Origin of the sequence: Methanocella arvoryzae MRE50 (genome assembly GCF_000063445.1) — an archaeon.
GTDB lineage: Archaea > Halobacteriota > Methanocellia > Methanocellales > Methanocellaceae > Methanocella_A > Methanocella_A arvoryzae.
This window is the reverse complement of record NC_009464.1, coordinates 1,402,480-1,429,227: the sequence shown is the minus strand read 5'-3', so window position 1 is coordinate 1,429,227 and position 26,748 is coordinate 1,402,480. Positions and strand designations below refer to the sequence as shown.

Sequence of the window (26,748 nt, the reverse complement as noted above, 5' to 3'; positions counted from 1 at the left end):
AATGGCCTCAAACCTATGCCTTATATATGTGCGGGGTCAGTAACAATTAGGAAATTAACAATTGTTATATTGCAGGCACATGTCATCCGGAAGCGTGCTGGTATTTCTACCGGATTTCCAGCAGGAATTCCGGCCATTGCTGTCAGGACGTGATTCAGTTGAGCAATCCAAGGATCAACAAGACATTCGAAGCGTTGTTCGCGCTCGAGGACATCAGGGAGGTCTTCAGGCAGTCCCTGCCCACCGGGCTCAGCTCTGCGGAAGAGCAGGCCCTGAAGGGCAAGCTGGCGGAGATCAGGAAGTACCTTGACGAGATCGAAGCCGACGGGGTCGGAAACGGCGCCCGCCAGAAGTATACCGGTAAGATCGGCAGCCTCGACGTCAGGACCAGGGAGGAAGAGTACATCAACATTCACCCGATCCAGGCGGCAGGGCGGCTGACTCCCGAGGCGAGGAAAGCCATCATCGCCTACGGCGACGGCTACTCGACGTGCGACTACTGCAGAAAGCCTTTCAGGCTCGACAAGATCACCAAGCCCGGCATCCAGGACTTCCACGGCGACCTCGCCAGGTGGCTCAACATGGATCAGGCGAGGGTTGTCCCGGGAGCCCGGAGAGGCTTCCAGGCAGTGGCCTCAGCGCTCGTCGAGAAAGGAGACTCCGTCATCGTGTCGGCGCTCGCCCACTACACCGAGTTTCTCGCAGTCGAGCAGGCCGGCGGCGTGGTCAAGGAAGTGCCGAAGAACGAGCAGAACCTGATTACGGCCGATGCCACGGCGCAGAAAATCGAGGACGTGCGGCGCACTACGGGCAAGCTGCCAGTGCTGATCATGATCGACCACTTCGACTACATGTTCGCCAACGAGCACGACGTCTACGGCATCGCGAAAGTCGCAAAGCAGTACGGCATCCCGTTCCTGTACAACGGCGCCTACACCGTGGGCATCGCCCCGGTCGACGGCAAGAAGATCGGGGCCGACTTCGTAGTAGGCAGCGGCCACAAGAGCATGGCCTCCGTAGCGCCTTCCGGCGTTCTCGCCACTACCGACGAGTTCGCGGCTAAGGTCTTCCGCACCACGCAGATGGTGGGCGACGTAACCAACCGCAAGTTCGGCATCAAGGAAGTGGAGAACATGGGCTGCACTTTGATGGGCGGCACCCTGCTGTCCATGATCGCGTCTTTCCCGGCTGTGGTTAAGCGCAGCCAGCCCCAGAACTGGGAAGACGAGGTCAGGAAGTCCAACTACTTCCTCGAGCAGTTCAGGCGGGTCCAGGGCAGCAACGTCCTGAGCGAGTGGCCGAGAAAGCACACCCTCACCAAAGTGGACACCACTGGCAGCTACAACAAAGTGGCCGAGACGCACAAGCGCCGCGGGTACTTCTTCAACGACGAGCTTACGGCAAAGGGCATCATCGGCGAGTTCGCCGGGGCGACCAAGACCTGGAAGCTGAATACGTACGGCCTGTCGTGGGAGAAGACTAAGTACCTCAGCGAAGCATTCCTCGACATAGCGAGGAAATATGATCTACCGATTAACTGACATACCATATCCTTCAGGAGCAACCTATAATGACTGAGAGAAAGCAAGGCATCGACACCCTGGCCCTGCACGTGGGCCAGGAATCACCTGACCCGGCCACGCAGGCCAGGGCAGTACCCATCTACCTGACCACCTCCTTCGTGTTCAAGAGCACCGAGCATGCGGCCAACCTGTTCGGGCTCAAAGAGTTTGGAAACATCTACACCAGGCTCATGAATCCCACGACCGACGTCTTCGAGAAGCGCATCGCCGCGCTCGAAGGCGGCATCGGCGGGTTAGCCACCGCTTCCGGCATGGCGGCCATCTCCCTCGCGATCCTCAACTTCACCAGGGTCGGCGACGAGATCGTCTCTGCCGACAACCTGTACGGTGGCACGTACCAGCTCTTCCACTACACCTTCCCCAAGCTCGGCAGGACTGTCAAGTTCGTCGACTCCACGAAGCCGGAGGAGTTCGAAAAGGCCATCGGCCCCAACACCAAAGGTATCTACCTCGAGACCATCGGCAACCCGAAGAACGACGTGCCTGACTTTGAGGCCATCGCGAAAATCGCCCACGACGCGGGCATCCCCCTCATCGTGGACAATACCGTGGGCTGCGGCATCGTCAGGCCGATCGACCACGGCGCCGACATCGTGGTTCTCTCTGCCACTAAGTACGTGGGCGGCCACGGCGCGGCCCTGGGAGGCGTGATCGTCGACTCGGGCAAGTTCAACTGGGGCAACGGCAAGTTCCCGGAGCTGACCGAGGCAGATCAGAGCTACCACGGGCTAAAGTACTGGGAAGCGCTGGGCAACATGGCATACATCCTCAAAGCCCGCGTCCACCTGCTCCGTGATCTGGGCCCCGCCCTGAGCCCCTTCCACTCCTGGCAGTTCATCCAGGGCATCGAGACCCTGCCGCTCCGCCTGAGAAAGCACTCGGAGAACGCGACTGCCGTGGCCAGGTGGCTCCAGCAGCACCCCAAGGTGGCTTTCGTCAACTACTCCGGCCTGGAGAGCGATCCTAATCACGAGAAGGCCAGGAAGTATCTGAACGGCTACTTCGGCGGCATCGTCTCCTTCGAGCTCAAGGGCGGCGTTCCCGCGGGCAGGAAGTTCATCGAGAGCGTCAGGCTGGCCTCGCATCTGGCCAACATCGGCGACTCCAAGACACTGGTCATCCACCCTGCGTCTACCACTCACCAGCAGCTGACCGAGGCCGAGCAGCGGTCGACCGGCGTGACTCCTGGCCTGATCAGGGCGTCCATCGGCATCGAGAACGTCGAGGACATCATCGCCGACTTTGAGCAGGCGCTGGACAAAATATAAGAGTGAACGAATGGTACCTGTCGGAGGTGCGGAAGTTGGGTAAAGACCTGGGGGCGGTGGAAACCCAGTTTTTCCACCTGCCCGAAGACCTTGTGCTGGAATCGGGCCGGCGGCTGAAGAACGTCACCATAGCCTACGAGACTTACGGTAAGCTCAACAAGGATAAGAGCAACGCCATCCTGATAGAGCACGCTTTCTCCGGCGACGCCCATGCCGCCGGCTGGCACGAGGGCGACAGGAAGCCCGGCTGGTGGGATACCGTCATCGGCCCCGGGAAAGCTTTCGATACTGACAAGTACTTCGTCATCTGCTCGAACATCCTCGGCGGCTGTAAGGGCTCTACCGGGCCGTCGTCGATCAATCCCGACACCGGCAGGCCGTACGGCCTCAGCTTCCCGGTGATCACGATCGCGGACATGGTGAACGCCCAGAAAAAGTTGATAGACTCATTCGGAATCAGGCAGCTGTTCGCCGTGGCGGGCGGCTCCATGGGCGGGATGCAGGTGCTCCAGTGGGCCGTCTCCTACCCGAAGATGGTCCGCAACGCCATCGCCATAGCGACCTGCGCGATATCTACGCCGCAGCAGATCGCCTTCAGCGAAGTCGGCCGGAGAGCCATCATCTCAGACCCCAACTGGAACAACGGCGACTTCTACGGCAGGGAACCGCCGATGACCGGCCTCGCTCTCGCCCGCATGGTGGCACATATCACCTACCTGAGCGACGAGTCCATGAAGCAGAAGTTCGGCCGCCAGCTCAAGGATAAGGAGAACTATGGCTTTGACTTTTCCACGGATTTCCAGGTGGAGAGCTACCTGCAGCACCAGGGAGACTCCTTCGTAAAACGGTTCGACGCTAACTCGTACATCTACATCACCAAGGCTATCGACTACTTCGACCTGACGAAGGACGGATCGCTGGACGAGGGCTTCAAAAACGTGAAGAGCCGCTTCCTCGTCATCTCGGTCAGCTCGGACTGGCTGTACCCTCCCTACCAGTCGAAGGAGATCGTCATGGCGCTGACCGCTAACAACGCAGAGGTCAGCTACTGCGAAATCAAATCGATGTACGGCCACGACGCGTTCCTCCTCGAAGCGGGGCAGATGAACTACCTGATCTCTAACTTCCTGTCGCCGAGGCTGGTCAGGGATGTCATGGCGCCGGCCGCGACCATCCGGGAGGTGGCCAGCATAGATCTGGCGGCCCGCATCCTTGTCGACCGCAAGGTCACCCACCTGCCCGTGGTTTCGGGGTCCGGGAAGCTGACCGGCATTGTCACCGCCTGGGACGTGGCGAGGGCCGTGGTCGAGCGGTGCGAGACTCTCGACCAGATCATGACCTCCCGGGTCGTGACTATCGAGGCCGACGCGACGCTGGAGGCGGCGGCCCGCAAGCTGGAAAAATACGACATATCGGCGCTCCCTGTGGTCGACAAGGACAAAAATGTGCTGGGGATCGTGACCAGCGACAGTATCAGCAAGCTCATAGGGCAGCGCAAGCAGGGCTGCAGCAGCATATAGCTGAACCCGCCGCCCCTGTCGATCGTCCCGGCCTGACAAAAACGGCAGTAACAGGTTTCACTCTGCGGCTTCATGAAACGTATAAGACGTAAGGCTCGGGGTGTAAAAATGCTGATATTCTGCGCATTACCGGCATCTGCGGGAGCATCTCCTGCCGCCCGGATCGACGGGTGGGGGACGAATAAGGACGAGTACCGGGCAGGGGACGCAGTCTCGGGGTTCATCCGGATCCGGAACGAGGGAAGCGCCCCGATCCGGAACATCGACATCGAGGTGAGGGTGGTGAAAGAGACGCTGGTCGGGGGCATCGAAGTCCACAGGAAAACCTACCGGGCATCCGACTTCATCCCGGATTTCAATATACCGCCGGGAGAGACTGTAATCTTCCACTTTCCACCGGCAGGCCAGCCGCCTTTCACCGTACCTGCCACCTCCCTCGCCAGGGGTAAGTACCACTTTACCGGGCGGCTCACTATCGGGGGAACAGAGATCGGCAGGGTGGAGAAGAGTATCCGGATCGTGCGGTGATATTTCCATTTTTTTAGAGGCACGGTGCAGGAGGTATTCTTTTTCTTACGCCTCCAAAACCTTTATATCACTTCACCTGATAATTAACAATTGTTAACTCAGGGGAACTGGCATGAGGATTCTCGCGATACACGCGGACAGCATGAGCTATAAAGCGAACCGCAAGACGAAGATCGCCGAGGAGATCGAGTTCAGGGAGGGCTCTATGGAGGACTGTGTAGTTCTCCTCTCGTCGGTGGAAAAGCTGGACGAGGTCAACCCTCCTAAGGTGATCGAGGCCTCGGTGAAAGAAGTGTTGCAGCGCCTCGAAAAGCTCAAGGCCATGCGGGTCATGATCTTCCCGTTCGCTCACCTCACCTCCACACTGAGCAGCCCTGCAGTGGCGCTACAGATATTGAACGGCATGCAGGCAGGCCTGCAAGATGCAGGCGTAGAGGTGAAGCGGGCGCCGTTCGGGTGGTATAAGGAGTACAACATCAAAAGCAAGGGCCATCCAATGGCAGAACTGTCCATGACCATCTGCCCGTACGAGGGCCATAGCTGTGATTTCCTCTGCCCGTACTGCGAAAACCCGATCAAGCTCCGGGACATGAGTGACATAGAGGCCGAACGCTCCGCAACGGCGGAGGCTGGCAATCCCGCCAGGGTGTCTCCATAAGTTCCTCACCAAGGCTTTAAATAATCTGCAAATTAATTATAATAACGACCTGAACGCGATGATGACTATGAAGAGGGTATATTTAGACAACAGCGCGACCACAAAGGTCAGCGACGAAGTGGTCAGCGCCATGCTTCCGTATTTCACGGAAAAGTACGGCAACCCGTCGAGCCTCCATTCAGCCGGCAGGGAAGCCCGGGAGGCGGTTGAGGCTGCCCGTGCCCGGGTGGCAGACGCCATAGGCGCTTCTCCTGCGGAGATCATCTTTACCTCCGGCGGCACCGAATCGGATAATATCGCGATCATAGGCGGAGCCCTGGCTAACAAAAAGAAGGGCAACCACATCATCACCTCCGCCATCGAGCACCCGGCAGTGATCGAGACATGCAGGCACCTCGAAAAAAACGGGTTCAAGGTCACCTACGTGCCGGTCGACCAGGAAGGCATTCTCAGGCTGGACGAGCTCGAAGAGGCGATCACTCCCGAGACGACTCTGATCACCGTCATGCATGTCAACAACGAGATCGGGACCATCCAGCCCATCAGGGAGATCGGCAAAATCGCGAAAGAGAAGGACATATACTTCCACACCGACGCAGTCCAGGCTTTCGGCAAAGTGCCGGTGAACGTGGACGATCTGGGCGTCGACATGCTCTCCCTGTCCAGCCACAAGGTACACGGCCCCAAAGGTGTCGGCGTCCTGTACCTGCGCAGGGGCACTCCGGTGAGGTCGCTGGTCTACGGCGGCGGACACGAGAAGGGCATCCGCAGCGGCACCGAGAATGTGGCGGGCATCGTCGGCATGGGCAAAGCCTGCGAACTGGCTGTAAGGGACTTCGACCGGAACGTCGAGCAGATGACACGGTTGCGGGACAGGCTCATGGACGGGCTGCTCAAGATCGACCACAGCCGGCTCAACGGCTCCAGGACAAAAAGATCACCCAATAACGTTAACATCAGCTACAGCTTCGTGGAAGGGGAGTCCATGGTACTACTTCTCGACATGAAGGGCATTGAAGTCTCCACGGGCTCCGCGTGCTCGTCGAAAAAGCTGGAGGCGTCCCATGTGTTGCTGTCCTGCGGGCTGGACCCGGAGACCGCTCACGGCTCTCTCAGGATGACCAACTCGAAGTACACCACCGAGGAAGAGATCGACTACGTGATCGAGACTCTGCCGGGCATCGTATCCCGGCTGCGGGAGATGTCGCCCCTGTATAAAAAATAAGATAGCGAGGTTACTGTTATGTATTCGCCCAAGGTAATGACCCACTTTTCCAACCCCCAGAACGTGGGGGAGATCCCCGACGCCGACGGCGTCGGGACCGTCGGCAACCCAGTCTGCGGGGACATGATGACCATCTACCTCAAGATCAAGGACGACCGCATCGAGGACATCAAGTTCAAGACGTTCGGCTGCGGAGCGGCCATCGCGACCAGCAGCATGGTCACCGTCATGGCCAAGGGCAAGACGCTGGACGAGGCCCTGAAGATCACCCGGGACGACGTGGCCAGGGAACTGGACGGCCTGCCGCCCCAGAAGATGCACTGCTCGAACCTGGCAGCCGAGGCGCTGACTGCGGCAATCGAAGACTACCGCAAGAAGCAGGCGGCGAAGAAATAGCGAGGTCATAAGACATAGAAGGCCTGACGGCCTCGGAGGGGTCTGACGGCCCTGAAATATTATGGAACACCTGCGGATAGGCCACCTCTCCACTTTTTATCATACCGCATTTATCCTGATGGGCAGGGATAGCCTTACAAAGGCCGGCATAGAAGCATCCTGGACGCTTTTTCCCACCGGGCCCGATCTGGTCAAAGCCCTTTCAGGGGGCGAGATCGACCTCGCTTACATAGGCTTGCCACCGGCTATGATCGGCATCAGCAAAGGCCTTGACATCCGGTGTGTCGCCGGCGGCCATATTGAAGGCACGGTGCTCGTGGCCACCGGGAAATACCGATCAGCGGCGGAACTGGGCAGTGAAAATGAAGCGCTTGCGCAGTTTGACGGCGGCGTGATCGGCTGCCCTGCAAGAGGCTCCATCCACGACATCATCATCCGGGACCTCGTCGCCAGGGCCGGCTTCGACATCGAAGTCCGCAACTACGGCTGGGCCGATTTTGTGCTCGCGGCGCTGCAGGACGGGGAGATTGAGGCGGCTGCAGGCACGCCGGCGCTCGCCGCAGGGGCCCGTCGCTTCGCAGGGGGAAAGATCATCCTGCCCTCGCACCTGCTCTGGCCCTGGAACCCCAGCTACGGCATTGTCGCGACAGGCAGCCTGCGGGACAGGGGGCCGACCCTGGCCGCATTTCTCAGGTCCCACGAGGACGCCTGTGAGCTGATCCGGAACGACCCCCGGTCGGCCGCCCGTATTGTAGCCAGGGTGACCGGCATAGTAGATGAGGCCTACGTGCTCGAATGCTACGGGATCTCTCCGAAGTACTGTGCCTCGTTGCCCGGCCCCTACATAGACTCGGCCATGCGCTTTGCCGGCACCCTCCACCGGCTCGGGTATATCTCCCGGCTGCCAGAGCTGCCTGAGGTGTTCGATACCCGTTTCATCGATCAGGTCCACCCGGGGCCGGCCCATTACCTGGGCGGCCTCCGGTTATGACATCCTTTGCCTCGATCACGGGCCTGATATACTTGATACTAATTACCATTCTAATCGCAATCAGCGAGGAGAACTATGACTGACAAGGAGCTAACTGACTACGATCGTAAGCGCTATCACCGCCAGATGCTCATACGCGGTTTCGGCGAAGCCGGACAGAAGAAGCTGAAAAACACCAGAGTCTTCGTAGCGGGGGCCGGAGGCCTGGGCAGCCCGCTGGCCACTTACCTGGCTGTGGCGGGCTTCGGCCATATCACCATCGCCGACATGGACGTCGTCGACCTTTCCAACCTGAACCGGCAGATACTGCACTGGGATAAGAACGTGGGCGATCCCAAGATCAGGAGCGCCCTGGAAAAGCTGCGGCAGATCAACCCGCAGATCGAGGTGGAAGGGTTCGAGGGAACGATCAGCGAGAACAACGTATACGACCTGACGAAAGGTCACGATCTCATCCTTGACGCGATGGACAATTTCCCGACCAGGTTCCTGCTGAACCGGGCCGCCCTGAAATATAACATACCGTTCATACACGCGTCTATCTGGGGACTGGAAGGCCGTATCACCACCATAGTGCCCGGCAAAACGCCGTGTCTGGAATGCATCTTCCCCCATGCGCCTCCTAAAGAAGTGTTCCCGGTGCTCGGCGCCACGCCCGGCGTACTGGCCACGCTGCAGGCCACTGAAGCTGTAAAAGTTGCAGCAGGCTTCGGATCCCCGCTGGAGGGGCGCCTGCTGGTGTACGACGGAGAATATATGGACTTCCACGAGATTAAAGTATGCAAGAACCCGAAGTGCCCCGCATGCGGAGGCAAATAATCACTGTCACGGAGAATCTGTCATGAAGATCAAAGTCAAGCTGTTCGCCAACTTCCGGGAAGCTACGAAACAGAAAGAAGTCGAGATCTCGCCTGAGGGCGATAGTGTAAAGGCCGTGATCAAAGGCCTGGTGACAAAGTACCCCAATATTGAGCCACTGCTGTTTCAGGATGGAGCGTTGAAACCGTACGTGAACGTGCTGCACAACGGCCAGACAGTTAAAGGCGAGGAAGGCCTCACCGCAAAGATCAAAGACGGCGATGAGATAGCTCTCTTTCCGCCTGTATCTGGTGGCTGAGCGAAGGGTATTCCGGGCTGGATATGCCCGATCAGGGATAAATTCTTTTGAACCAGGCAGGTGCCGCGGGCTCCTGTCCTGGTTACGTTCTCTATTTTTACCTTCTTCACCGGTCGCAAAGGTCCGTTTTTTGCCAGCCATCCCCATTGGCAGCTTTCCGCCCTTTTCATCGTCCTACATGTACATAATAATATCCCTATTGTGTTAATATACAAATTTTATTGGACAAACTATGGTAACTTTTATCTCCAACCAGGATAACAATCGATAGATGCCTCGATTCACGATCGTTATACCTGACCGGAGGATGTGACATGGACATAGATACAATTACAATTCGCGGCGGCACGGGAAAAGATGGAAAGCCCGAGCCGTTGTCGGCCGTTGAGTTCCGCATGGGAGACGTCGTGAGCATCGTCGGGCCGACCGGCTGCGGCAAGACGACGCTGATCAACGACCTCGAGCTGTTTGCCGACGGAGATACGCCGTCGGGGCGAAAGATACTGATCAACGGGCAGGCCCGGCCGGAGGAATTCCTGTCGGACCCTTCCCGAAATCCGATTGCGCTCATCTCACAGCACACCAACTTTTTATCGGACCTGCCCGTAGGCGAGTTCCTGCGTATCCACGCCGGGGTGCGCCAGAGCGGGAACCCTGAACAGCTGGTGAAGGAAACACTGGAGTTCGCCAACCAGTTGACCGGCGAGCCGCTTAACCTGCAGAGCGCGATGACCGAGCTCTCGGGAGGGCAAACTCGGTCGCTTCTCATCGCGGACGCCGTGATCATCGGCAACGCTCCGATCATCCTGCTGGACGAGATCGAGAACGCCGGCATCCACCGGACGAAAGCGCTCGAGCTGCTGCGAAAATACCGTAAAATCTTCGTCTTCGTCACCCATGACCCCCGCATCGCTCTGATGTCAGACTACCGCATCGTCATAGGCAACGGTGCCATGCGAGAGCTTATCGTCACTGACGAGGAGGAGAAGGCTGTCGTAGGGGAGATCAAGAAGATCGATGACCTGCTGCTCGATTTCCGCAGCATCGTCCGCGCAGGCGGGAGGCTCACAACCGGTGAGATGGCCCGGCGGATGCGGGCAATCGGGTACGTGGAGGGAGCATGAGGGGCGTGATCTGTGCCGGGCCGCCTACAAGCGGCAAGACTACAGTGCTGAAGCACGTGATCAGGAAGCTGCTTAAGGAAGGCTTCAAACTGGCGTACCTCAAGGTAGACGTCCAGTACGCGGACGAGGACGGGCTGTTCAAGGCCGAGTTCGGCATACCGGTGAAAAAGGTCTACTCCGGCGAACTGTGCCCCGACCACTGCAACGTCATGGTGCTCGGCGATGCAGTGGAATGGGCCGAGGAAGAGCAAGCCGATTTCCTCATCGTGGAGACCGCCGGCCTGTGCTTCCGGTGCTCACCCTACATAGAGGGAGCACTGGGCATAGTCGTGCTGGAGGCGACCAGCGGCATGAACCTGCCCAGGAAGATAGGCCCGATGTTATCCCTTGCCGATCTGGCCGTGGTGACCAAGATCGACCTGGTATCGCAGGCGGAGCGAGAAGTTTTCCGGGCCCGAATCCTCGAGACCTCCCCGGGCATGAACGTGGTGGAAACCAACGCGCTCTACGGCATCGGCGTCGACCGCATCCTCAAGAGCATCAAGGCATCTCCCGAGCTCAAGCACCCCATGTACCTGAAAGGTAATCCGCCCGTGGGGACCTGCACCATCTGCGTGGGCAAGAAGGAGATCGGCTGGAGACAGCACTTCGGCGTCCTCCGCCCCCTGGAGGGCGACATGTTCTACCGGGGTGAGTGAGACGGGGAAGATCTACCTCGACAACTCTGCGACCACCCGGCTGGACCCCCGGGTTTTCGAAGCTATGGCTCCCTACTTTATGGAGGCTTACGGCAACCCGTCCAGCCTGCACTCCTTCGGGGGAGCAGCCCGGGATGCTGTCGAGGAAGCCCGGGAGAGGCTGGCAGGAACTATAGGCGCCAGGCCGGAGTCCGTCGTCTTCACCTCGGGAGGCACAGAATCGAACAACCTGGCGCTCAAAGGCGTGGCATACGCCAGCCGCCGCAGAGGCAGGCATATCATTACTACCGCCATAGAGCACGACTGCATCCTCCACTCCTGCCAGTGGCTGGAACGGCAGGGCTTCGAGGTCACGTATCTCCCGGTGGATCGGGCGGGGCTGGTAAACCCGGATGACGTGGCCGGGGCTGTCCGGCCCGACACCATCCTTGTTTCAGTGATGCATGCCAACAACGAGATCGGCACCGTCCAGCCTGTCGAGGAGATCAGCGCCATCTGCCGGGAGAAGGGTGTGCCGTTCCATACAGATGCCTGCCAGTCTTTCGGTAAAATCCCGGTGGACGCAGGAGCCTTCGACCTGATCACCCTCAACGCCCACAAAATTTACGGCCCCAAGGGCGTCGGAGCGCTGGTCGTCGGGGACGGAGTCAGCATCGAGGCATGGCAGCACGGCGGCGGCCACGAGCACGGCCTGCGCAGCAGCACCGAGAACGTGCCTGCCATCGTCGGCTTCGCTACCGCCGCAGAGCTGGTCGTCGGGTCGATGGAGGGCGAGAGCAGCAGGCTCGCCCGCATGCGAGACAGGATCATCGATACGGTGCTGGGAGAGATTGAGGCCGCCTACCTGAACGGCCACAGGTCGCTCCGGCTCCCCAACAACGTGAACCTGGGCTTCCACGGCTACGAGGGCGAAGCGATCAAGCTGCTGCTGGGGCTGGACGAGAAAGGCATCGCCGTCTCCACCGGCTCGGCCTGCTCGTCCGGCACGGGCACCCACTCCCACGTGCTCGCCGCCATCGGCCTGAACCCACTGGAGGCTAGAGGGGCCCTGCGAATCACACCCGGGCGGTTTAACACCGACCAGGAGATCGACTACCTGCTGGAAGTGCTGCCGAAGGCCGCAAGATCGCTGAAGTCCATATCATCGCTAATCTGAGGTGGATTATTACATGAGTGACAACATAGTCGAAAAGATGGAACTGCCAGGCCTCGACTGTGGCCTGTGCGGGGCAAAGACCTGCGAGGAGTTCGCACATATCCTCGAGCAGAAGCCGGGTGAGCGTAAACGCTGCGTCCAGATCACCAGAGCACCCACAGCGAGAGGATCTTCGGGCCAGTGCGGAGAGTGTCCCTCGTCAAACCTCGTGGCCGCAGGCAAGGATTCGCTGGGCAGGGAGTACGACTTTGTCTTAGACGCCTTTCCCGAAGACCCCGGGCCGAGGGAAACGATCATACCCCACAACCCGATACTTACCCGGGAACTGGTGATTAAGAAAGGCGACATACTGATCGGCAGGCCGCTGGGCATGTCGTGCGGCTGCCCGGTCACACACAGCGGAGTGGTCATGGACGTTGATCCCCGGACCGGCGTCATAGTGTGGTGTGTCACCGGTCCGCTGGCCAGCCGGGGTAAGCCCGTGAAAAACCTCGGGTACTACTCAGCACAGGCCTACGAGGGCATCGTCAAAGATCCTGGCATAGAGCTCCAGATCGGCATGCGCTACTGGTACCTGCCCCGGCGGTGCATGCTCCAGTGGCGGCACAGCGGCATGGTGATCTTCATGAGCCGCACCAAAGAGGGCGTGCGGGTCAGAATTGAGGGCATAATGATCGGCTAAGCCGCCATTTTATTTTTCTATCCGGGGTGACTCCCGGAAAATAAAATAACTGCAGCCTCCCCTTCACTCTTCCATATGGCCGGATATCTCTGAACGAAGCCGGAACCAAACCGTTTTATACCATCGGACAGCTATCATCTATTATTTATGGGGTCAAGTAAGGGGAGCGATTCCTGCCACGAATGCGGCAGTGACCTGCTGCTGTATAAGTGCAAGTACTGCGGCATGGTCTTCTGCGAGAGGCACCGCCGTCCGCAGGATCACAAATGCCCTGGCCTGTCGAGCTACAAACAGCAGGTCGAGGCAGGCACCGTCGAGAAGCCGGGTATGGCGGCCGCGAGCTCTCAGGCAGAGGTGCCGGATAACCAGAGCACCAGTCGTCCGGCGATCATCCGCTGGTCTTTCCTGGGCATCAAAGTTCTAGCTCTGGCCATCATCGCAATGTCCCTTCTGGCCGCCCTCATCCTCCTCATCGGCTACATCGACGCCCGGACGACCATTACGTACGTGACGCTGCCTGTCCAGAACACCACCGGTGTCCAGGTCGTCCTGGCCAACAACCGCTCTGCGGTGGATCCGACATACGACGAGCTCGTCCGGTTCCTGAAAGCCGACGACACCAGCTCGATGAAGTACGTGAGCCCAGGGTGGACCTGCGCCGACTTCGCCAGGAGGCTGCACGACAACGCCGAAGCACAAGGGATCAAGGCCGGTTTCGTCGGTGTCGAGTTCTACGGCGACAGCATCGACTACAGCATCTACGACGACGGCTCGGGCAACCTTCTCTCTCCGCCTGGAGCGCCTGACATGGGCCACGGCCTGAACATCTTCAACACGGTAGACAAAGGCCTGGTATATGTCGATGCATCCTCTATCTACGAGGGCTCCACGGGAGACCGGATCGCCTACGTGGTCGAAGGCAGGGAGTTCAACGAGATCGATCTCGACTATGCAGCGGGTACTGACTACTCCTTCTATTCAGGATACCGGCAAAAGTACCTCGACTACATTCATGAACTGAAAGAGTACAACCGGCTGGCGAAGAACTACAACCAGGGCATCGCCGAGCCCGGAATGGAGCTCAATCAGATGGCCTTAGTCCTCAAGTCCCGAAGCGATGTACTAAATGCAAAGAAGGCCGAGATCGGGCCCTTCTACTATCCCTCTGGGACAGTGAAGAAGATTAATGTGTACTGGTAAGTTCGTCCGTCGGGCCTGAAAAGTCCGGGATTGCTCGGCGACAGGCCGCCTTGTTCTTAGTTCGCAAAGGCGCAAAGGCGCAAGGGCGCTAAGATAACAGATACTAATTGTAGCAGACTTTGCGTCCTTGCGTCCTTGCGACTTTGCGATTTAAAATCGAGGCCTCCCGGGGCCGAGTATTAAAGTTAAAAGAGTTTACAGGGGATTAGCTCCCCTGTACGATTACATCATCGACTTTTCGCCTAACTCAATCGTCCTCTTCATCTCGGCCTGGAGCTGTGGCGGTAAGCCCTTGACGTCCACGTCGAGGAAGCCTCTGACGATCAGCGCCGTCGCAGTGTCGGCGTCGACGCCGCGGGACATGAGGTACTGGATCTCCTCTTCGGCGATCTTGCCCACTGCCGCCTCGTGGCTGAGGTCGACGCCCGGGACGTGGCCGAGCAGTTCTGGCACTGCGTAGATGACGCCGCCGCTGCCGAGAAGGAGGCCGTGGCACTCCAGATGCGCTTTCGTGTCGGGCACGTCGCCCTGGATGAGGCCGCGGGAGGCGACATAGCCGCCGTCCTTGGCGATGGTCCTCGCGACGAGTTCTGCTCTGCAGCCCTTAGCCTTGAGAATGGCTTTTGAGCCGAGGTCAAAGTGGGAGCCGGGTGACGCGTAAACGATGGTGTTGTACCGGGCGATGCTGTTCTCGCCTTCCATGACTGTGCCCGGGTACATCTGGATGTCCTTTACGGGCGTCATGCAGACGTAGTTGCTCATAAACACCGCATTCTTGCCCATCTTAGTCGCAGACCGGGGGCGGACGACGACTTTCTCCGCCCAGTTGTGGACCATGGTGAAGGTCAGCTTGGCGTTGTCCTTGACGTAGAACTCGGAGATGCCGACGTGCAGGCCGCTGGTGACGTGCGTATCAGAAGTACAGCCTGAGATAATGTGGAATTCGCTGCCCTCCTCGGCGATGATGATGTTGTGCACGTTCTGGATCATGCCTTCCCGGCCCATGTACAGGCACGCCTGCAGCGGGAACACGATCTTAGCTCCCGGCAGGGCTCTGAGGAAGTACCCGGCGACCGGGTGGGTGGCGCTGTATGCAGTAAATTTATCCTGGTCGGGCTGTACCAGTTTGAAATAGTAGTCCTGGAGCCAGTCGTACTTTTTCAGGGCGTCGTTGATGTCCATGATCTCCAGCCCTTCCTGCATGGTGGTCGTGTGGATGACGGTCTGGTCGTGCATGAAGAACGAGCCGGACCTGTCTTTCATCGATGCGTCCACGCCGGCATGGATAGCCCTCTCCTGGACCCCTTTCGCGAGCTCTCCCAGCGAGGTGATCTTCTCCCTGGGCGGGACCTGCTCCAGGTACGCCTCCAGGTCGATGTCGTTGCCGTAGGCCGGCTTCTTGTTGATGGCCGCCTGGGCGCGCCTGATTATCTCCTCATGCATGACATGCACTCTCCGTAACCGTTCTTCCTGATGTCGTCGAGCAGCTCGACCGGGTTGCCCTGGCAGAGCATCTTACCCTTCATCATCACGTAGGCCTTGTCAGCCTTGACGAAGTCCAGGATGTTGCCGAAGTGGGTGATGATCAACCCTGATTTGGTCCGTTCCATAGTCTTCTTCTCTTTCTCCAGCAACTCGTTGATCGTGTTGCCGACGAGGCCGATGTTGACCAGGTCGACGCCGCTGTCCGGCTCGTCCAGCATGACAAACTCCGGGCGCTGAGCCAGCAATTGCAAAAGTTCCGAGCGCTTGATTTCGCCGCCCGAGAATCCTGAGTTGACGTCCCGGTCCAGGAAGGACTCGAGGTTCAGCTTTCTGGCGAGGCCGGCGATCTCCTCGTCCGTGATCTTCTTGCCAGGGTTTCTCGACTCCATGCTAATCCTGACCATGTCCCTGAGCTTGACGCCCCGGATGACTGGCGGGTGCTGGAACAGGATGCCGATCCCGAGCTTCGCCCTCTCGTCCATGGGCGCGTCGGTGATATCCTTTCGCTTGTAGTAGATCTTTCCATCAGTAACCTTGTACTTCGGAATTCCTGCGATGGTGAAGAGAAGCGAGCTCTTGCCTGTCCCGTTGGGCCCGAACAGGGCGTGGGTCTCGCCCTCGCGGATGGACATGTTGACGCCGTTGAGGATGCGCTTGTCATCCACCTCGACGGTTAAGTTTTCAATACTGAGCATTAGGGTCCCGTCCATAAAATACAAGTTTTGATAAGGAATACTGGCTGTTTTCCTTTAAAACTTTCCGTGTCCGATGGCCGTCCGATGGCCGGATGCGATGGGCGAGGCCGCAAAAAAGTTAACGATTGTTTATACCTTTCGCTTACCGCCATGAATTATTATCCGAGATTCGGAGAAGAACCTAAAAATAAAAAGGGTGGTGCCAGGAACTTACCTTTATAGGGTAAGCTCGCCGACGACCTTTGCGACCCGGTCGACCTGTTCCTTCGTGATCACGAACGGCGGCACCATTCTGATAACGGTGTCGGATGCCACGTTGATGAGCACGCCCTTCTCCCGGGCCGGGGCTACTAAGGAGTTGCCGTCCTTCTTGAGCTGGACGCCGATCATGAGGCCGAGGCCCCTGACGTGGTCGACGAAGTCCTGCTTGCAGCACTTCTCCAGCTGCTTGCGCATGTACTCGCCCATCTCCGCGGAGCGCTCGACCAGCTTTTCTTCTTCCATTGCCTGGATGGTGCCCAGCGCCGCGGCGCAGGCCAGCGGGCTGCCGCCGAAGGTGGACGCGTGGTCGCCCTTGCCGAATGCCTTCGCCATCTCGTCAGTCGCCATCATGACGCCCATGGGGAAGCCGCCCGCGATGCCCTTGGCCACGCACATGATGTCGGGCTGGACGCCGAAGTGGTCCTTACCAAACCACTTGCCGGTCCGGCCCATGCCAGTCTGGACCTCGTCGAAGATGAGGACGACGCCGGCTTTGTCACAGATCTTCTTGACTTCCTTGAGATAGTCCTTATCGGGGATGTTGACTCCGCCCTCGCCCTGCACGGGCTCGAGGATGACGGCTGCCGTGTCTGCATCCATCGTATTCCTGATCGCCTCGGCATCCCCGTAGGGGACGAACCTGGCTCCGGGGACCAGGGGCTCGAAAGGCTTTCTGTACTTCTCCTTGTGCGTGATGCTTAAAGCGCCCATCGTCCTGCCGTGGAAGCAGTGCTCTGCGGCGATGAAGCCCTTGTTACCCGTCTCCTTCCGGGCGAGCTTCAGGGCTGCCTCGATGGACTCGGTGCCCGAATTGGCGAAGAAGACCTTGTCCATGCCCGACAGCTTCGCCAGTTTTTCGGCGAGCACCGGCTGGAGGTCGTTATAATACAGGTTAGATGTATGGATCAGCCGCTCCACCTGCTCCTTGATGGCGGCGACGACGCGCGGGTGGCAGTGGCCCAGATTGTTGACCGCGATGCCTGCGACACAGTCGATGTATTCGCGGCCGTCCGCGTCCCACACAAGGGCACCCTGGCCCCTGGTGATCACAATGGGCTGGCGCCCATAGGTCTGAAAGACGTACTTTGCGTCTTTCGAGACAGCCTCCTCCCCGAAGGCTCTGCCAAGTACTGAATTCTTCATTTCCGGTTCACTCTTTTACTATGTGAATTGATAATACTGAGGTGGAACACTCTCCGTGGATTTTTACTCGAACTCTATGGTCGCGGGAGGCTTGGGCGTAATATCATATACTACCCGGGCCACCGAGGGGATCTCGGACGTGATCCTCGATGATATCTTATTGAGCGTCTCCCATGGTAATTCCATGTGATTAGCTGTCATGGCATCTCTGGATTCCACCGCTCTTACGGCGATGATCCAGCCGTGGCAGCGGTTGTCGCCCTTGACGCCGGTGCCCTTCTCCAGTAAGGCGGCCAGGCACTGCCAGGGCTTGAACTGGTGGACGAGTTCCTGCTCTACGATCGCGTTCGCTTCCCTGACGACGGCGATCTTCTCCCTGGTCACCTCGCCTATGACCCTTACGCTCAGGCCGGGGCCGGGGAAAGGCATGCGCTCCGATATCTCCTCGGGCAGCGGCAGCGCCCTGGCGACTTCCCTGACTTCGTCCTTGTATAAATCCTGCAGCGGCTCGATGATGCCCTTGAACTCGGTGACCGAGGGCAGCCCGCCTACGTTGTGGTGGGACTTGATGCCTCCCTCCGACTCGATCCGGTCGGGGTAGATGGTGCCCTGGATGAGGAAGTCCACCTCGAGGCCCTTGACGACGTCTTCAAAGACCCTGATAAACATCTCGCCCACAATCTTTCTCTTGGCCTCGGGGTCGGTGACGCCCTTTAATGCATTAAAGAACCTGTCGCTGGCGTCCACGACGTGCGGGTTCATGAACTTGAAGATCTCCCTGATGCGGTCGGTCTCTCCCTTCCTCATCAGCCCGGTGTCCACGTACACCGGAATGAGGCGGTCGCCCAGCGCCCGGTGCGCGAGGATGGCGCACACGGAGCTGTCTACTCCTCCGGACAGCGCTATCAGCGCCTTGCCGTTTCCAACTTTTAGCTTAATATCCGCGATGGCCTCATCGATAAATGCGTTCGCGTCCACCATGATTATACTCCGTTTGATTGCTGAAATTAGGACGTTCAGTATTTAAAAGTATCTGCGTGCGCTCAGAGGCCCTAAGGCCTGCGACGGGCTTTGAAAACATGGCATGGCACCTCATAGCAGGACCATCGACGGCTCGATAATGAGTCGTTACTGAAATGTTTTGTATGAGTGCCCGTACGATTTACACGAAGTACACGAAGTACACGAAGTACACGAAGTACGGTAAAAATGGCATGCTGTAATATGATCTTATCGTAAAACTTCGTGTACTTTGTGTACCTTGTGTACTTCGTGTAAAAGGTACCTGACTATCCTAAAAATTTTTAAACAGTTCCTTTGCATTGATATTCGCCTTTTGAACGCCTGCCATGGCAGGCGTTCTCAAGGCGATTCCTGACAGCCGGTTTATCCTCTCTAATCCTCCGGGCACTCACCTTCCTCCTCTCAGACCTCCTGACCTCCCTGACCTCCCAGTTTGAAAAAGTCTCCCTGATCTCCGGGCACTCCCCAACCTCCCATTTTCCCTGGTACCACTGATTACACTCCCGGCATGGGAACACTGGGAATCTATGATCAGTCGCACCGCAGCCTTCGACTTTACTCTGGCAGCGAATTCAGAGAATTGAACGCTTTCGAGCAAACGGCTACCAGTACTCTATATATATTCCAGGACGATTTTACCTCAGTAGACATCTACGGCTGTGGTACTCACGACAGAGAAGAAGAGGCAGGTACAATCAAAGCTGGGAGCCCTCGGCAGCGAGCCGGACTTCTATACCGTAGGATATGAGCGCCTGAGCCTGGAAGACCTATTTCTGCTGTTAAAAGATAACGGCGTGCACTGCCTGGTGGACGTCCGGGAGGCGCCGTGGTCGCAGGTGCCGGATTATCGCAAGGCCGTGCTGGGGGAAAGGCTGCCGGAGCTCAGCCGTTTTTACGGGTACGAGATCCAGTATGTATCGATGCCGTCGGTCGGCAACGTGTTCAGGAAGAATGACCTGCCGGATAAGGATATTAATGAAAGCTACCGCCGGCATATTGTTTCTAAAGGGGCAGAGCTTGAGGCGTTGCATGGCCTGATCACTCAAAGCAAAACTGCGCTCATGTGCTACGAGGCCGATCCGAAAGGCTGTCACCGATCAATACTTGCTTCGGTGCTCGCCGGGCGGTATGATCTGACTTACGTCGACTTACGGGAACTGAGATAACTTATCTTCATAGAGCACCAAATTCTTTAACCAACATGGTCAAATCTCCCAGTTCTTTCTTTACTTTCAACCTCAGCCAGTAGTGCCATAGACTGCTCCCTAAAAATGCATTTTCCCGATATTCGTAATATCCTGTTAAAAATTCGACAATGGCGATACCAGGGGGAGTGATCCTGTATCGCGCCGGGCCTTGCGAGGAGAGTTCCCGGCTTACCATGCCCTGGCTGACCAGACTACATCTACTTTCCATGCCTCCCGCCCCACCTTCCAGGGCTCCTATCACATGGGGGCGTTTTAAGGCTGTCGACTTTATAATAGCTATAGGATGGTAAGCGTTTTCCATGTTCGCGTGGAGAAAATCAAGGACTATGTCACGGCTTTTACACTCGTGGACCGACCTGATTTTGCGCCAGAGCCTGGATTCATCGTCCATATCCTTACCATTCTATCCTTGATCGAATAACGCTGCTGCCGTTTTCCTCTATGCAGACGAACGATAATTTTACCGTCGCGTCGCGGTTGTCCCGCCTTACCTTCTCAGCAAACGCGATACCCTCAGGCGTGATCTTGTACACTCTTGTTCCCGGTTCTTTTTCTCTGTAAGTGACGAGTCCCAGGCTGACAAGGGAAAGAGCCTTGCTATACCTTTTCTCGTACCCTTCCAGAGCGCCGGTTACGTTCTCGCTAGCTGATCGTATCCTGTGCGCCATATTGGGGGCGTCGAATTCCTCGCGCGGGTGGCTGGCCAGAAAAACTAGGACTTTGAAGCGGACCATGCTCTTTATAATCGCTGACATAACATGGTCCATTTTTAGCTTTTTCTCCATGTATACCACCATACGGGGTCACGAGGTATTATTATATAAGCGCTCTGTCACAATCCGTTAATTATAGTTCTTCGGCATATTTTTATATAAGTCAAAAATCGATAGCACTAGTATTGTTTTGGCTTTTTTACAACTACGCCTACAATGTAGGTTTCGAGGGTTTATATATTAGAATGTCTTTTATTTATCATGGGCATGCAGTCATTCCGATAAATCAACATGCCCATGAACTCCAAATAGTAGGATAGAACCTATGAAATACAAATACCTTATACCTTTGGTACTGTGCGGTCTTATGATCGCAATGGTAGCACCCGCATATGCGAGCGATGTTGGTATATTGAGTGCCCAATCTCGTCTTGACACGGATAATATTGCTAAATGGACTTCAAATTCGAGTTATCAGGAAGTTAATTTTAACAGCGGAGATCATCTCAACTGGTACGATTTTAAACACCACTATTGTTCATATGCGCCAAGTCAAAATGTTAAGTCCTATATAAAATATAGTGGGAACACCTACACGGCCACGGAGTATACACTTGGTTACCGGGATAGTTATGGTACGGAAGTATCATGGCAGCTGTGGGGAGATAATCTTAATGTCGTGAGGACTCATAAATACATGTCGAGTAATACTGAAACAGATCCAATGACTACTAGGTTAAACTAAACTTTTCTTTTATTATTTTTCGGTATTGTTATGTCCAACATATTTACTATTGCAATGAAAGATTTTTATGAGTTGATAGGTAACGGTAGTGTCATTACTATAATTTTAGCATTTATGTGCGTGATTGTTTTGTCGTCCATGTATACCCTGGATCAAATACGGCCGTCTACAGAAAAAGTAGAAGTTTCAGGTGTCATGCTAAATCAGCTATCCTATGATATAATGTCATATGGTAGCATTTTTGCTATAGTGATTGGGTTTTTCTCGATGTCGGTCGAAAAAACTGGTAAGGCCCTTAATACGTTAGTTACCAAGCCTGTGTTCCGGGATACTATTATCAATGGGAAAATGCTTGCATGTATGATTTTTCTCATGATGGTGTTTTGCCTTGTAATCGCCATTTATACTGCGGTATTGCTCATCTTAGGGGGCGATGCCGTGGGCAGTGCTTTGTATGATTATGTTTTACGGCTGCCAATTGTTTTAATTGTGGTAGTTCTGGATGCCATGTTTTACATGGCTCTCTCCATTTTACTTTCAATTCTGATAAGGAGGCCAGGAGTTGCACTGCTATCTACGATGGTTATGTTTATATTCCTCGATGTGATCGAGCCATCGGTCAGTTTTGCCTGTAATATTGTAACTATTCTTGGCGACAATGGCTTATATGATCACATCCGTAACTTTTCTCCGTCAACATCACTCTCAAGCTTGGTCTCCAGTGGGCTATTTGATGCTTCTGTCGATATAGATAGTGTTTTAAGCTCTTGCTGGGGGGACATGACCAGACTTTTACTTTTCGTAGTTATTCTCATGTTTTTATGTTATACCATGTTCATCCGGAGGGATATCTCATGAAAGAAATGCTGATGGTCGCATGTCACCAGATGCAGGATACGCTGAGGGAACCGCTAGTGCTCTGCATTACCGGTTTAATTATGTTTATAATACTACTCAACGCCGCCGCCAATGCCATTATTATCCCGGGGATTGATCTGCATGTAGATGATGGCAATGATCATTTTTTCTCTGTAGGAATGAGTAATCCGCTTTTCGAAACATCAATTTTAATGTCCATTCTCTCCTTGTTTATCGGATTGCTGACTATCACGGAAGAGCGGACGAACGGGTCTTTGAGGATATTGATACCTAAGCCACTTTACAGAAGAGATATCTTTATGGGAAAATATTTGGGCTTATCTTTACTGCTGTTATTTATCATTATTACTTTAATATTACTATGCGTATCGACGCAAATCATACTGTACCGGGCCCCGTTCTCCACCGAGGATCTGATTCTCCGGGTATCCTCATACATATTTGTACTATTTCTTTCCTGTGAGATGACTTTGGGTATTTCGATGCTGATCGGCGTATTGTTTAAAAATTTGCTTTCAGTACTAATATACTCTGGGGCATTTTTATGTTTGGAATGGTATTTTGTACCCCCCGAGTCATTGCGAGGGATCGTACGGTACGTCGTACCAAAACAATTATACATTACGGTACTCGAAGCAGATGGGAAAGCATTTATATTTGAGACAGTATGTTCATTCGAGTCCTGGCTACACGGCTCGCTTCCTCTGATAATTTTAATGATCGTAGAGATACTACTTTTAGTGTTGATATCTAGCTGGTTGTTCAGTAGGGATGATATTTGAAAGTGATTTAGGGGGATTGACTTATAAAGATCGATTGTAACTACAACAGGACGAGAATCGGGTGTTCCCTACTGCTATTAATCGTGTTCACGTTAAGTTCTGTATCTTGCTGTACAGCAGCCCCGTCCGACGATATCGTGGATATTAGTACAAGCGATATCCATGAACTGGTAGTTCTCTCCAATGGGACGGTGTGGGCGTGGGGAAGTAACTCTTACGGTCAGTGCAGCCCTGACATCCATGAAAATAACATCGATGCTAATTGTCCTGTGATGGTTGCCGGCCTGTCGGATATCACGGCAGTATCTGCCAGGTTATGTTCAACGTCATTGGCACTGAAGTCCGACGGCACAGTCTGGGCCTGGGGCAGTAATACAGGAGGCGGGCTTGGCAGGGGGATACCCACTGCGTATGACGCTTCCGACGACTTCTGGAAACCTGAGCCGGTTCCGGGCTTAACAAATGTCATTGCTATTGCAGCCTCGCCACAGACCGCTCTGGCATTAAAAGATGATGGGACAGTATGGGCGTGGGGCATGAACGATCGTGGACAACTGGGGACCGAAGCAATTCCCATGGGGGATTTTAGCTATGCTTCATCTCCTGTACAGGTCGAAGGCTTGAGTGATGTAAAGGCTATCGCTACAGGATGCCAAAATGGGTTTGCGGTGAAGAACGACGGGACCGTGTGGGCGTGGGGCGCTGGAAGTTCGGTGTTGTCATCCCAACATGGGTATAAAGTCGGTGTCGCGAGGACGCCTGTTTTAGTCCCGGGCTTTACTGATGTCAAGTCCCTTTCCATCGGGGGGAGCCATGCGCTCCTGTTAAAGAACGATGGGTCTGTGTGGGCGTGGGGTAGTGACTGGCGTGGGGCGCTGGGCATTAACTCTTCAGCCTATGATACTCCTGATTGCTATAATACCCGTACTCCGGTTCAGGTTCCCGGATTAGCTGACGTGGTAGCTATTGACGTAAGTAACGGCCATTCTGTCGCTCTTTGCGGTGATGGCAGTGTGTGGTCCTGGGGGGCTAATTATGGGGGGCAGATAGGCGATGGTTCGCTTGAGGATGTTAATAGGCCGTGGCGTGTGCCGGTTAAAGATATCGTGCTGATCAGTGGCTCCTCGATGGTCGACCGTGATGGAAACATCTATAAATGTACGAAACAGGGAGTATCGAAGCTTGATTTCAAATTCAACACTGGCCAGGAGCAGTCTCAGCAAGCTATTAACAATACTGAACTGAAACCTGTTGCGTCTGAACAGCCGGCGGCAACCGTGCCGGTTGAGCTTGCTCCTTCGGAACAGGCTACTAGTACGCCTGTCAGCAGTACTCTGCCCGGCGGAAACTCGGTCCTGACGATCGGAGTTTTATTAATCACGGTTGTCGCTATGGGCTTCATCGTGTACCTGGCGATCAGAAAATAGGGCGGACAGAAACCACCAAGGTCACATAGTCGGCTTCTCCCCTCCGATCGTGACACCCTGCTCCTCGGTCGCCTTCCGGCATGCGAAGCAAACCCCGGCATCAGCCAGCTTTTTACCTGCATTCACAGCCTCGTTCTTCGCTTTCTGGTCCAGCATGCCTTGCACCGCAAGCCCTGCAGTCAGAATGTCCGACCTGTGCACCATGTCGACCCCGAACGACTCCAGTATGCCCTCGATGCTCTCGATACACTTCGACTGCCCGCCTTCGCCCGTAGCGAAGGCGATCACTGGCTTGCCCTGGAACCTTTCTTTATACGGCAGGAACTCGTCGAACAGCATCTTCAGCTCCCCGCTCATGTAGCTGAAGTACGTCGGCGACCCGAAGGCCAGCGCCGAGGCCCGCCCGATGTCGTCCGGAGTGACGTCCCTCGCCCGCTTCACCTCAGCGGTCGTATTCCTCAGCGACCCGGCGCCCTCCGCTATCGCCCGGGCCAGCGCCTCCGTGTGTCCCGACATGGATGTGAAAATAACCAGCGTGAAAGGCTTGTCAGCCATAATACCACCAATGATCGTTGGCTGCGCAGGATGAAAACTACCACCCGCGGCCCTCACGGGTGAGAAGAGAAATATCTGCGTAACTCTCCAATTATTCACCACGGCGACACGGTGCTGTGTTGAATAATTAGATTTTCCTCGAGTTTTGTATCGGTGTCCGAACCATTGCCCTTGCACCTGAGCCCGTGAAGGACTACGAACGCTGCGCTGTGCTCGGACACAGATTTGACAGATTGTACAGATTGCACAGATGAATACCGGAAAATGATTCAACGCTATCCGATTTTAAAGTATCTGTACAATCTGTATAATCTGTATAATCTGTGTCCCGGCACAGCGCAGCGTTCGTCCAGCGGATCGCCTTCCAGAACACTTGCTAAAGCAGGTGTTCAAAAGGCATATACCACGATCAAGCAGAATTATTCAACACAGCAGCGACACGGCAGCAACGCGATCTTATAGTACTCGGGTGGTAACTGAAACCACAGCGGCACGGCGACAGAGTATTAACCATAAGCTTACTGACCAATCAGTTCAGCCGGATTTTTTATCAATAACCTGCATGAAGCGAAACCTATTTGTCGCTGTGACACCAGCCCGCCGTGCCACCGTGGATCTAAAAAAGAATGCCTTGCTATTCTTGTGCGGGTTGTCTCCGTGCCGCCGTGCCGCCGTGGTATGAATAACCATCCTGCCACGGCTTCCCGCATTGTCTCTGTGTCGCCGTGCCGCCGTGGTAAAAAATATTAATTTCCAGTTGTTGGTACAGGAGCCGTGCCGCCATGCTCAAAGTAAATTATCTTAGAGCTGGTACAGCCACTGCACGTCGATCCCGTACTCTGCCGGGTCCATGCCCATCGTGCGGCTTTCGTCGTGGTGGTCGGAGGCCATGGTGAGCTTGAGGCCGTGCTTGCGGGCCTGGCTGATGGTCCAGAGGTTCATGTCCCGCTCTCGCTTCATCAACTCGTCGTGGCTGAGCCCTGAGAGCGCATCGGAACGGACTTTGTAGCGGTATTTGCAGACTTCCACGGCTTCCCCGCCTGCGGCCAGAAACCGCTTGAGCACGAGGCCGGCGTCGTTGCTGAAGTCGAAGGGATGAGCCAGCACTGGCACCCCGCCCCATTTTTTGATGTACCCGACTGCTTCGTCTACCGTCAGCTCCAGTTCTACCGGAGTCCATAGATCCTTGTTCAGGATGACGTCCAGCATCTCCTTTTCTGACACCTGCAGGCCCATGGATTTAGCGTTCTGCAGGGCGTTCATGAAGACGCTTGGGTATATGCTGGTAACCGGCTCCCAGCCGGGATACCTGCGGGCCAGAAAGTCGTTCACGTTATCCAGGAAGCCCATGTTTGCGGCGTCCTGCGCTTTGACTACCCTGTCCAGGACAGAAACAGCTTCGGGGCAGATGTCGATGCCCAGGCCTACGATGTGCATGCAGGTGAACCCTGGCTCGTCCATGGTAGTCATCTCCACCCCCGGAATCACCTTCACGCCGCGGGCTTCGCCCAGGCTTATAACGGAGGGATAAGCCTTCACCCGGTCGTGGTCGGTGATGCTGAGCAGTCTGATCCCGGATTCGGCGGCAAGGCTGACCACGGTTTCAGGGGTTTCCAGGCCGTCGCTCAGGCAGGTGTGGACGTGGGTGTCGATCATCATAAGCCATCAAAAGTGCTACCGGAGTTT

At 55.8% G+C, this 26,748-nt stretch carries 27 protein-coding genes; 19 read left to right on the top strand and 8 right to left on the bottom strand.

All coding sequences use genetic code 11. From position 1 onward, the window contains the following. Positions 1–149: 149 nt before the first annotated feature. From pscS to RCI_RS07130, 15 genes are all read left to right on the top strand, one after another. Positions 150–1,541 (top strand): O-phospho-L-seryl-tRNA:Cys-tRNA synthase, encoded by a 1,392-nt coding sequence (gene pscS, locus RCI_RS07200; protein ID WP_012035753.1) that lies wholly within the window; start codon positions 150–152, stop codon positions 1,539–1,541. Positions 1,542–1,570: 29 nt separating this feature from the next. Continuing rightward, positions 1,571–2,851, top strand: a complete 1,281-nt coding sequence (locus tag RCI_RS07195) for an O-acetylhomoserine aminocarboxypropyltransferase/cysteine synthase family protein (RefSeq protein WP_012035752.1) — start codon at positions 1,571–1,573, stop codon at positions 2,849–2,851. Positions 2,852–2,886: 35 nt separating this feature from the next. Further along, the gene (gene metX / locus RCI_RS07190; RefSeq protein WP_197535241.1) at positions 2,887–4,371 is read left to right on the top strand and encodes a homoserine O-acetyltransferase MetX; all 1,485 of its coding nucleotides are present in this window, start codon (positions 2,887–2,889) and stop codon (positions 4,369–4,371) included. A gap of 108 nt (positions 4,372–4,479) precedes the next feature. Next, a complete protein-coding gene (locus RCI_RS07185) occupies positions 4,480–4,899 on the top strand; it encodes a hypothetical protein (protein WP_048198222.1) in 420 nt (139 codons plus the stop codon). A gap of 112 nt (positions 4,900–5,011) precedes the next feature. After that, a complete protein-coding gene (locus RCI_RS07180) occupies positions 5,012–5,557 on the top strand; it encodes a threonyl-tRNA synthetase editing domain-containing protein (RefSeq protein ID WP_081477297.1) in 546 nt (181 codons plus the stop codon). Between the two features lie 67 nt (positions 5,558–5,624). After that, entirely contained in the window at positions 5,625–6,782 is a 1,158-nt protein-coding gene (gene nifS / locus RCI_RS07175; protein WP_048199088.1) for a cysteine desulfurase NifS, read from the top strand. Positions 6,783–6,800: 18 nt separating this feature from the next. Next, the gene (gene nifU, locus RCI_RS07170; RefSeq protein WP_012035748.1) at positions 6,801–7,178 is read left to right on the top strand and encodes a Fe-S cluster assembly scaffold protein NifU; all 378 of its coding nucleotides are present in this window, start codon (positions 6,801–6,803) and stop codon (positions 7,176–7,178) included. Between the two features lie 61 nt (positions 7,179–7,239). Beyond that, the gene (locus tag RCI_RS07165; protein WP_012035747.1) at positions 7,240–8,169 is read left to right on the top strand and encodes an ABC transporter substrate-binding protein; all 930 of its coding nucleotides are present in this window, start codon (positions 7,240–7,242) and stop codon (positions 8,167–8,169) included. Between the two features lie 75 nt (positions 8,170–8,244). Further along, complete coding sequence (locus RCI_RS07160; RefSeq protein WP_012035746.1) at positions 8,245–8,988, top strand: HesA/MoeB/ThiF family protein; 744 nt, start codon at positions 8,245–8,247, stop codon at positions 8,986–8,988. A 22-nt stretch (positions 8,989–9,010) separates the two neighbouring features. Beyond that, complete coding sequence (locus tag RCI_RS07155; RefSeq protein WP_012035745.1) at positions 9,011–9,286, top strand: ubiquitin-like small modifier protein 1; 276 nt, start codon at positions 9,011–9,013, stop codon at positions 9,284–9,286. A 314-nt stretch (positions 9,287–9,600) separates the two neighbouring features. Next, a complete protein-coding gene (locus RCI_RS07150) occupies positions 9,601–10,410 on the top strand; it encodes an ATP-binding cassette domain-containing protein (protein ID WP_012035744.1) in 810 nt (269 codons plus the stop codon). Next, positions 10,407–11,108, top strand: coding sequence for a GTP-binding protein (locus RCI_RS07145; RefSeq protein ID WP_012035743.1), 702 nt, complete (start codon positions 10,407–10,409; stop codon positions 11,106–11,108). Before RCI_RS07150 ends, RCI_RS07145 begins: the two co-directional genes overlap by 4 nt. Beyond that, entirely contained in the window at positions 11,101–12,264 is a 1,164-nt protein-coding gene (locus tag RCI_RS07140; protein ID WP_012035742.1) for a cysteine desulfurase family protein, read from the top strand. Before RCI_RS07145 ends, RCI_RS07140 begins: the two co-directional genes overlap by 8 nt. 13 nt (positions 12,265–12,277) lie before the next feature. Beyond that, complete coding sequence (locus RCI_RS07135) at positions 12,278–12,946, top strand: (Fe-S)-binding protein (RefSeq protein ID WP_048198220.1); 669 nt, start codon at positions 12,278–12,280, stop codon at positions 12,944–12,946. A gap of 147 nt (positions 12,947–13,093) precedes the next feature. Further along, positions 13,094–14,146 carry an AN1-type zinc finger domain-containing protein gene (locus tag RCI_RS07130; RefSeq protein WP_012035740.1) on the top strand — a complete coding sequence of 351 codons (1,053 nt, stop codon included), beginning with the start codon at positions 13,094–13,096 and terminating at the stop codon, positions 14,144–14,146. Positions 14,147–14,368: 222 nt separating this feature from the next. Here RCI_RS07130 and RCI_RS07125 read toward each other — a convergent pair whose 3' ends face one another. The 4 genes from RCI_RS07125 to guaA form a co-directional block, all read right to left on the bottom strand. Beyond that, positions 14,369–15,589 (bottom strand): SufB/SufD family protein, encoded by a 1,221-nt coding sequence (locus tag RCI_RS07125; RefSeq protein ID WP_012035739.1) that lies wholly within the window; start codon positions 15,587–15,589, stop codon positions 14,369–14,371. Then, positions 15,574–16,341 carry an ABC transporter ATP-binding protein gene (locus tag RCI_RS07120; RefSeq protein WP_048198218.1) on the bottom strand — a complete coding sequence of 256 codons (768 nt, stop codon included), beginning with the start codon at positions 16,339–16,341 and terminating at the stop codon, positions 15,574–15,576. The genes RCI_RS07125 and RCI_RS07120 overlap by 16 nt, the downstream gene beginning before the upstream one ends. A gap of 201 nt (positions 16,342–16,542) precedes the next feature. Further along, positions 16,543–17,730 (bottom strand): acetylornithine transaminase, encoded by a 1,188-nt coding sequence (locus tag RCI_RS07115; protein WP_012035737.1) that lies wholly within the window; start codon positions 17,728–17,730, stop codon positions 16,543–16,545. Between the two features lie 63 nt (positions 17,731–17,793). Then, positions 17,794–18,711 (bottom strand): glutamine-hydrolyzing GMP synthase, encoded by a 918-nt coding sequence (gene guaA / locus RCI_RS07110; RefSeq protein WP_012035736.1) that lies wholly within the window; start codon positions 18,709–18,711, stop codon positions 17,794–17,796. 701 nt (positions 18,712–19,412) lie between these two features. On the opposite strand from guaA, the gene RCI_RS07105 reads away from it, so the two are divergent. Then, positions 19,413–19,919 carry a DUF488 domain-containing protein gene (locus tag RCI_RS07105; RefSeq protein WP_012035734.1) on the top strand — a complete coding sequence of 169 codons (507 nt, stop codon included), beginning with the start codon at positions 19,413–19,415 and terminating at the stop codon, positions 19,917–19,919. 7 nt (positions 19,920–19,926) lie between these two features. Here the strand turns inward: RCI_RS07105 and RCI_RS07100 are convergent, their stop codons facing one another. Next, entirely contained in the window at positions 19,927–20,352 is a 426-nt protein-coding gene (locus tag RCI_RS07100) for a putative transcriptional regulator (RefSeq protein WP_012035733.1), read from the bottom strand. Between the two features lie 4 nt (positions 20,353–20,356). After that, entirely contained in the window at positions 20,357–20,746 is a 390-nt protein-coding gene (locus tag RCI_RS07095) for a helix-turn-helix domain-containing protein (protein ID WP_012035732.1), read from the bottom strand. Between the two features lie 727 nt (positions 20,747–21,473). On the opposite strand from RCI_RS07095, the gene RCI_RS07090 reads away from it, so the two are divergent. From RCI_RS07090 to RCI_RS07080, 3 genes are all read left to right on the top strand, one after another. Then, the gene (locus RCI_RS07090; RefSeq protein ID WP_081477378.1) at positions 21,474–22,277 is read left to right on the top strand and encodes an ABC transporter permease; all 804 of its coding nucleotides are present in this window, start codon (positions 21,474–21,476) and stop codon (positions 22,275–22,277) included. Beyond that, entirely contained in the window at positions 22,274–23,080 is an 807-nt protein-coding gene (locus RCI_RS07085; protein ID WP_012035729.1) for an ABC transporter permease, read from the top strand. Before RCI_RS07090 ends, RCI_RS07085 begins: the two co-directional genes overlap by 4 nt. Positions 23,081–23,163: 83 nt before the next feature. Then, entirely contained in the window at positions 23,164–24,507 is a 1,344-nt protein-coding gene (locus RCI_RS07080; protein ID WP_012035728.1) for an RCC1 domain-containing protein, read from the top strand. 21 nt (positions 24,508–24,528) lie between these two features. On the opposite strand, the gene RCI_RS07075 is transcribed toward RCI_RS07080, so the two are convergent. Beyond that, positions 24,529–25,062 carry a flavodoxin family protein gene (locus RCI_RS07075; protein ID WP_012035727.1) on the bottom strand — a complete coding sequence of 178 codons (534 nt, stop codon included), beginning with the start codon at positions 25,060–25,062 and terminating at the stop codon, positions 24,529–24,531. 801 nt (positions 25,063–25,863) lie between these two features. After that, positions 25,864–26,721: a PHP domain-containing protein gene (locus tag RCI_RS07070; protein ID WP_012035725.1), complete on the bottom strand. Its 858-nt coding sequence runs from the start codon at positions 26,719–26,721 to the stop codon at positions 25,864–25,866. Positions 26,722–26,748 lie beyond the last annotated feature (27 nt).

Coding starts and splice junctions, on each gene's coding strand:
- RCI_RS07195 (WP_012035752.1), top strand. CDS start 1,571: ATGACTGAGAGAAAGCAAGGCATCGACACCCTGGCCCTGCACGTGGGC.
- RCI_RS07185 (WP_048198222.1), top strand. CDS start 4,480: ATGCTGATATTCTGCGCATTACCGGCATCTGCGGGAGCATCTCCTGCC.
- RCI_RS07180 (WP_081477297.1), top strand. CDS start 5,012: ATGAGGATTCTCGCGATACACGCGGACAGCATGAGCTATAAAGCGAAC.
- nifS (WP_048199088.1), top strand. CDS start 5,625: ATGAAGAGGGTATATTTAGACAACAGCGCGACCACAAAGGTCAGCGAC.
- nifU (WP_012035748.1), top strand. CDS start 6,801: ATGTATTCGCCCAAGGTAATGACCCACTTTTCCAACCCCCAGAACGTG.
- RCI_RS07165 (WP_012035747.1), top strand. CDS start 7,240: ATGGAACACCTGCGGATAGGCCACCTCTCCACTTTTTATCATACCGCA.
- RCI_RS07160 (WP_012035746.1), top strand. CDS start 8,245: ATGACTGACAAGGAGCTAACTGACTACGATCGTAAGCGCTATCACCGC.
- RCI_RS07155 (WP_012035745.1), top strand. CDS start 9,011: ATGAAGATCAAAGTCAAGCTGTTCGCCAACTTCCGGGAAGCTACGAAA.
- RCI_RS07150 (WP_012035744.1), top strand. CDS start 9,601: ATGGACATAGATACAATTACAATTCGCGGCGGCACGGGAAAAGATGGA.
- RCI_RS07145 (WP_012035743.1), top strand. CDS start 10,407: ATGAGGGGCGTGATCTGTGCCGGGCCGCCTACAAGCGGCAAGACTACA.
- RCI_RS07135 (WP_048198220.1), top strand. CDS start 12,278: ATGAGTGACAACATAGTCGAAAAGATGGAACTGCCAGGCCTCGACTGT.
- RCI_RS07130 (WP_012035740.1), top strand. CDS start 13,094: ATGGGGTCAAGTAAGGGGAGCGATTCCTGCCACGAATGCGGCAGTGAC.
- RCI_RS07125 (WP_012035739.1), bottom strand. CDS start 15,589: ATGCATGAGGAGATAATCAGGCGCGCCCAGGCGGCCATCAACAAGAAG.
- RCI_RS07120 (WP_048198218.1), bottom strand. CDS start 16,341: ATGGACGGGACCCTAATGCTCAGTATTGAAAACTTAACCGTCGAGGTG.
- RCI_RS07115 (WP_012035737.1), bottom strand. CDS start 17,730: ATGAAGAATTCAGTACTTGGCAGAGCCTTCGGGGAGGAGGCTGTCTCG.
- guaA (WP_012035736.1), bottom strand. CDS start 18,711: ATGGTGGACGCGAACGCATTTATCGATGAGGCCATCGCGGATATTAAG.
- RCI_RS07100 (WP_012035733.1), bottom strand. CDS start 20,352: ATGGACGATGAATCCAGGCTCTGGCGCAAAATCAGGTCGGTCCACGAG.
- RCI_RS07095 (WP_012035732.1), bottom strand. CDS start 20,746: ATGGAGAAAAAGCTAAAAATGGACCATGTTATGTCAGCGATTATAAAG.
- RCI_RS07090 (WP_081477378.1), top strand. CDS start 21,474: ATGAAAGATTTTTATGAGTTGATAGGTAACGGTAGTGTCATTACTATA.
- RCI_RS07085 (WP_012035729.1), top strand. CDS start 22,274: ATGAAAGAAATGCTGATGGTCGCATGTCACCAGATGCAGGATACGCTG.
- RCI_RS07075 (WP_012035727.1), bottom strand. CDS start 25,062: ATGGCTGACAAGCCTTTCACGCTGGTTATTTTCACATCCATGTCGGGA.
- RCI_RS07070 (WP_012035725.1), bottom strand. CDS start 26,721: ATGATGATCGACACCCACGTCCACACCTGCCTGAGCGACGGCCTGGAA.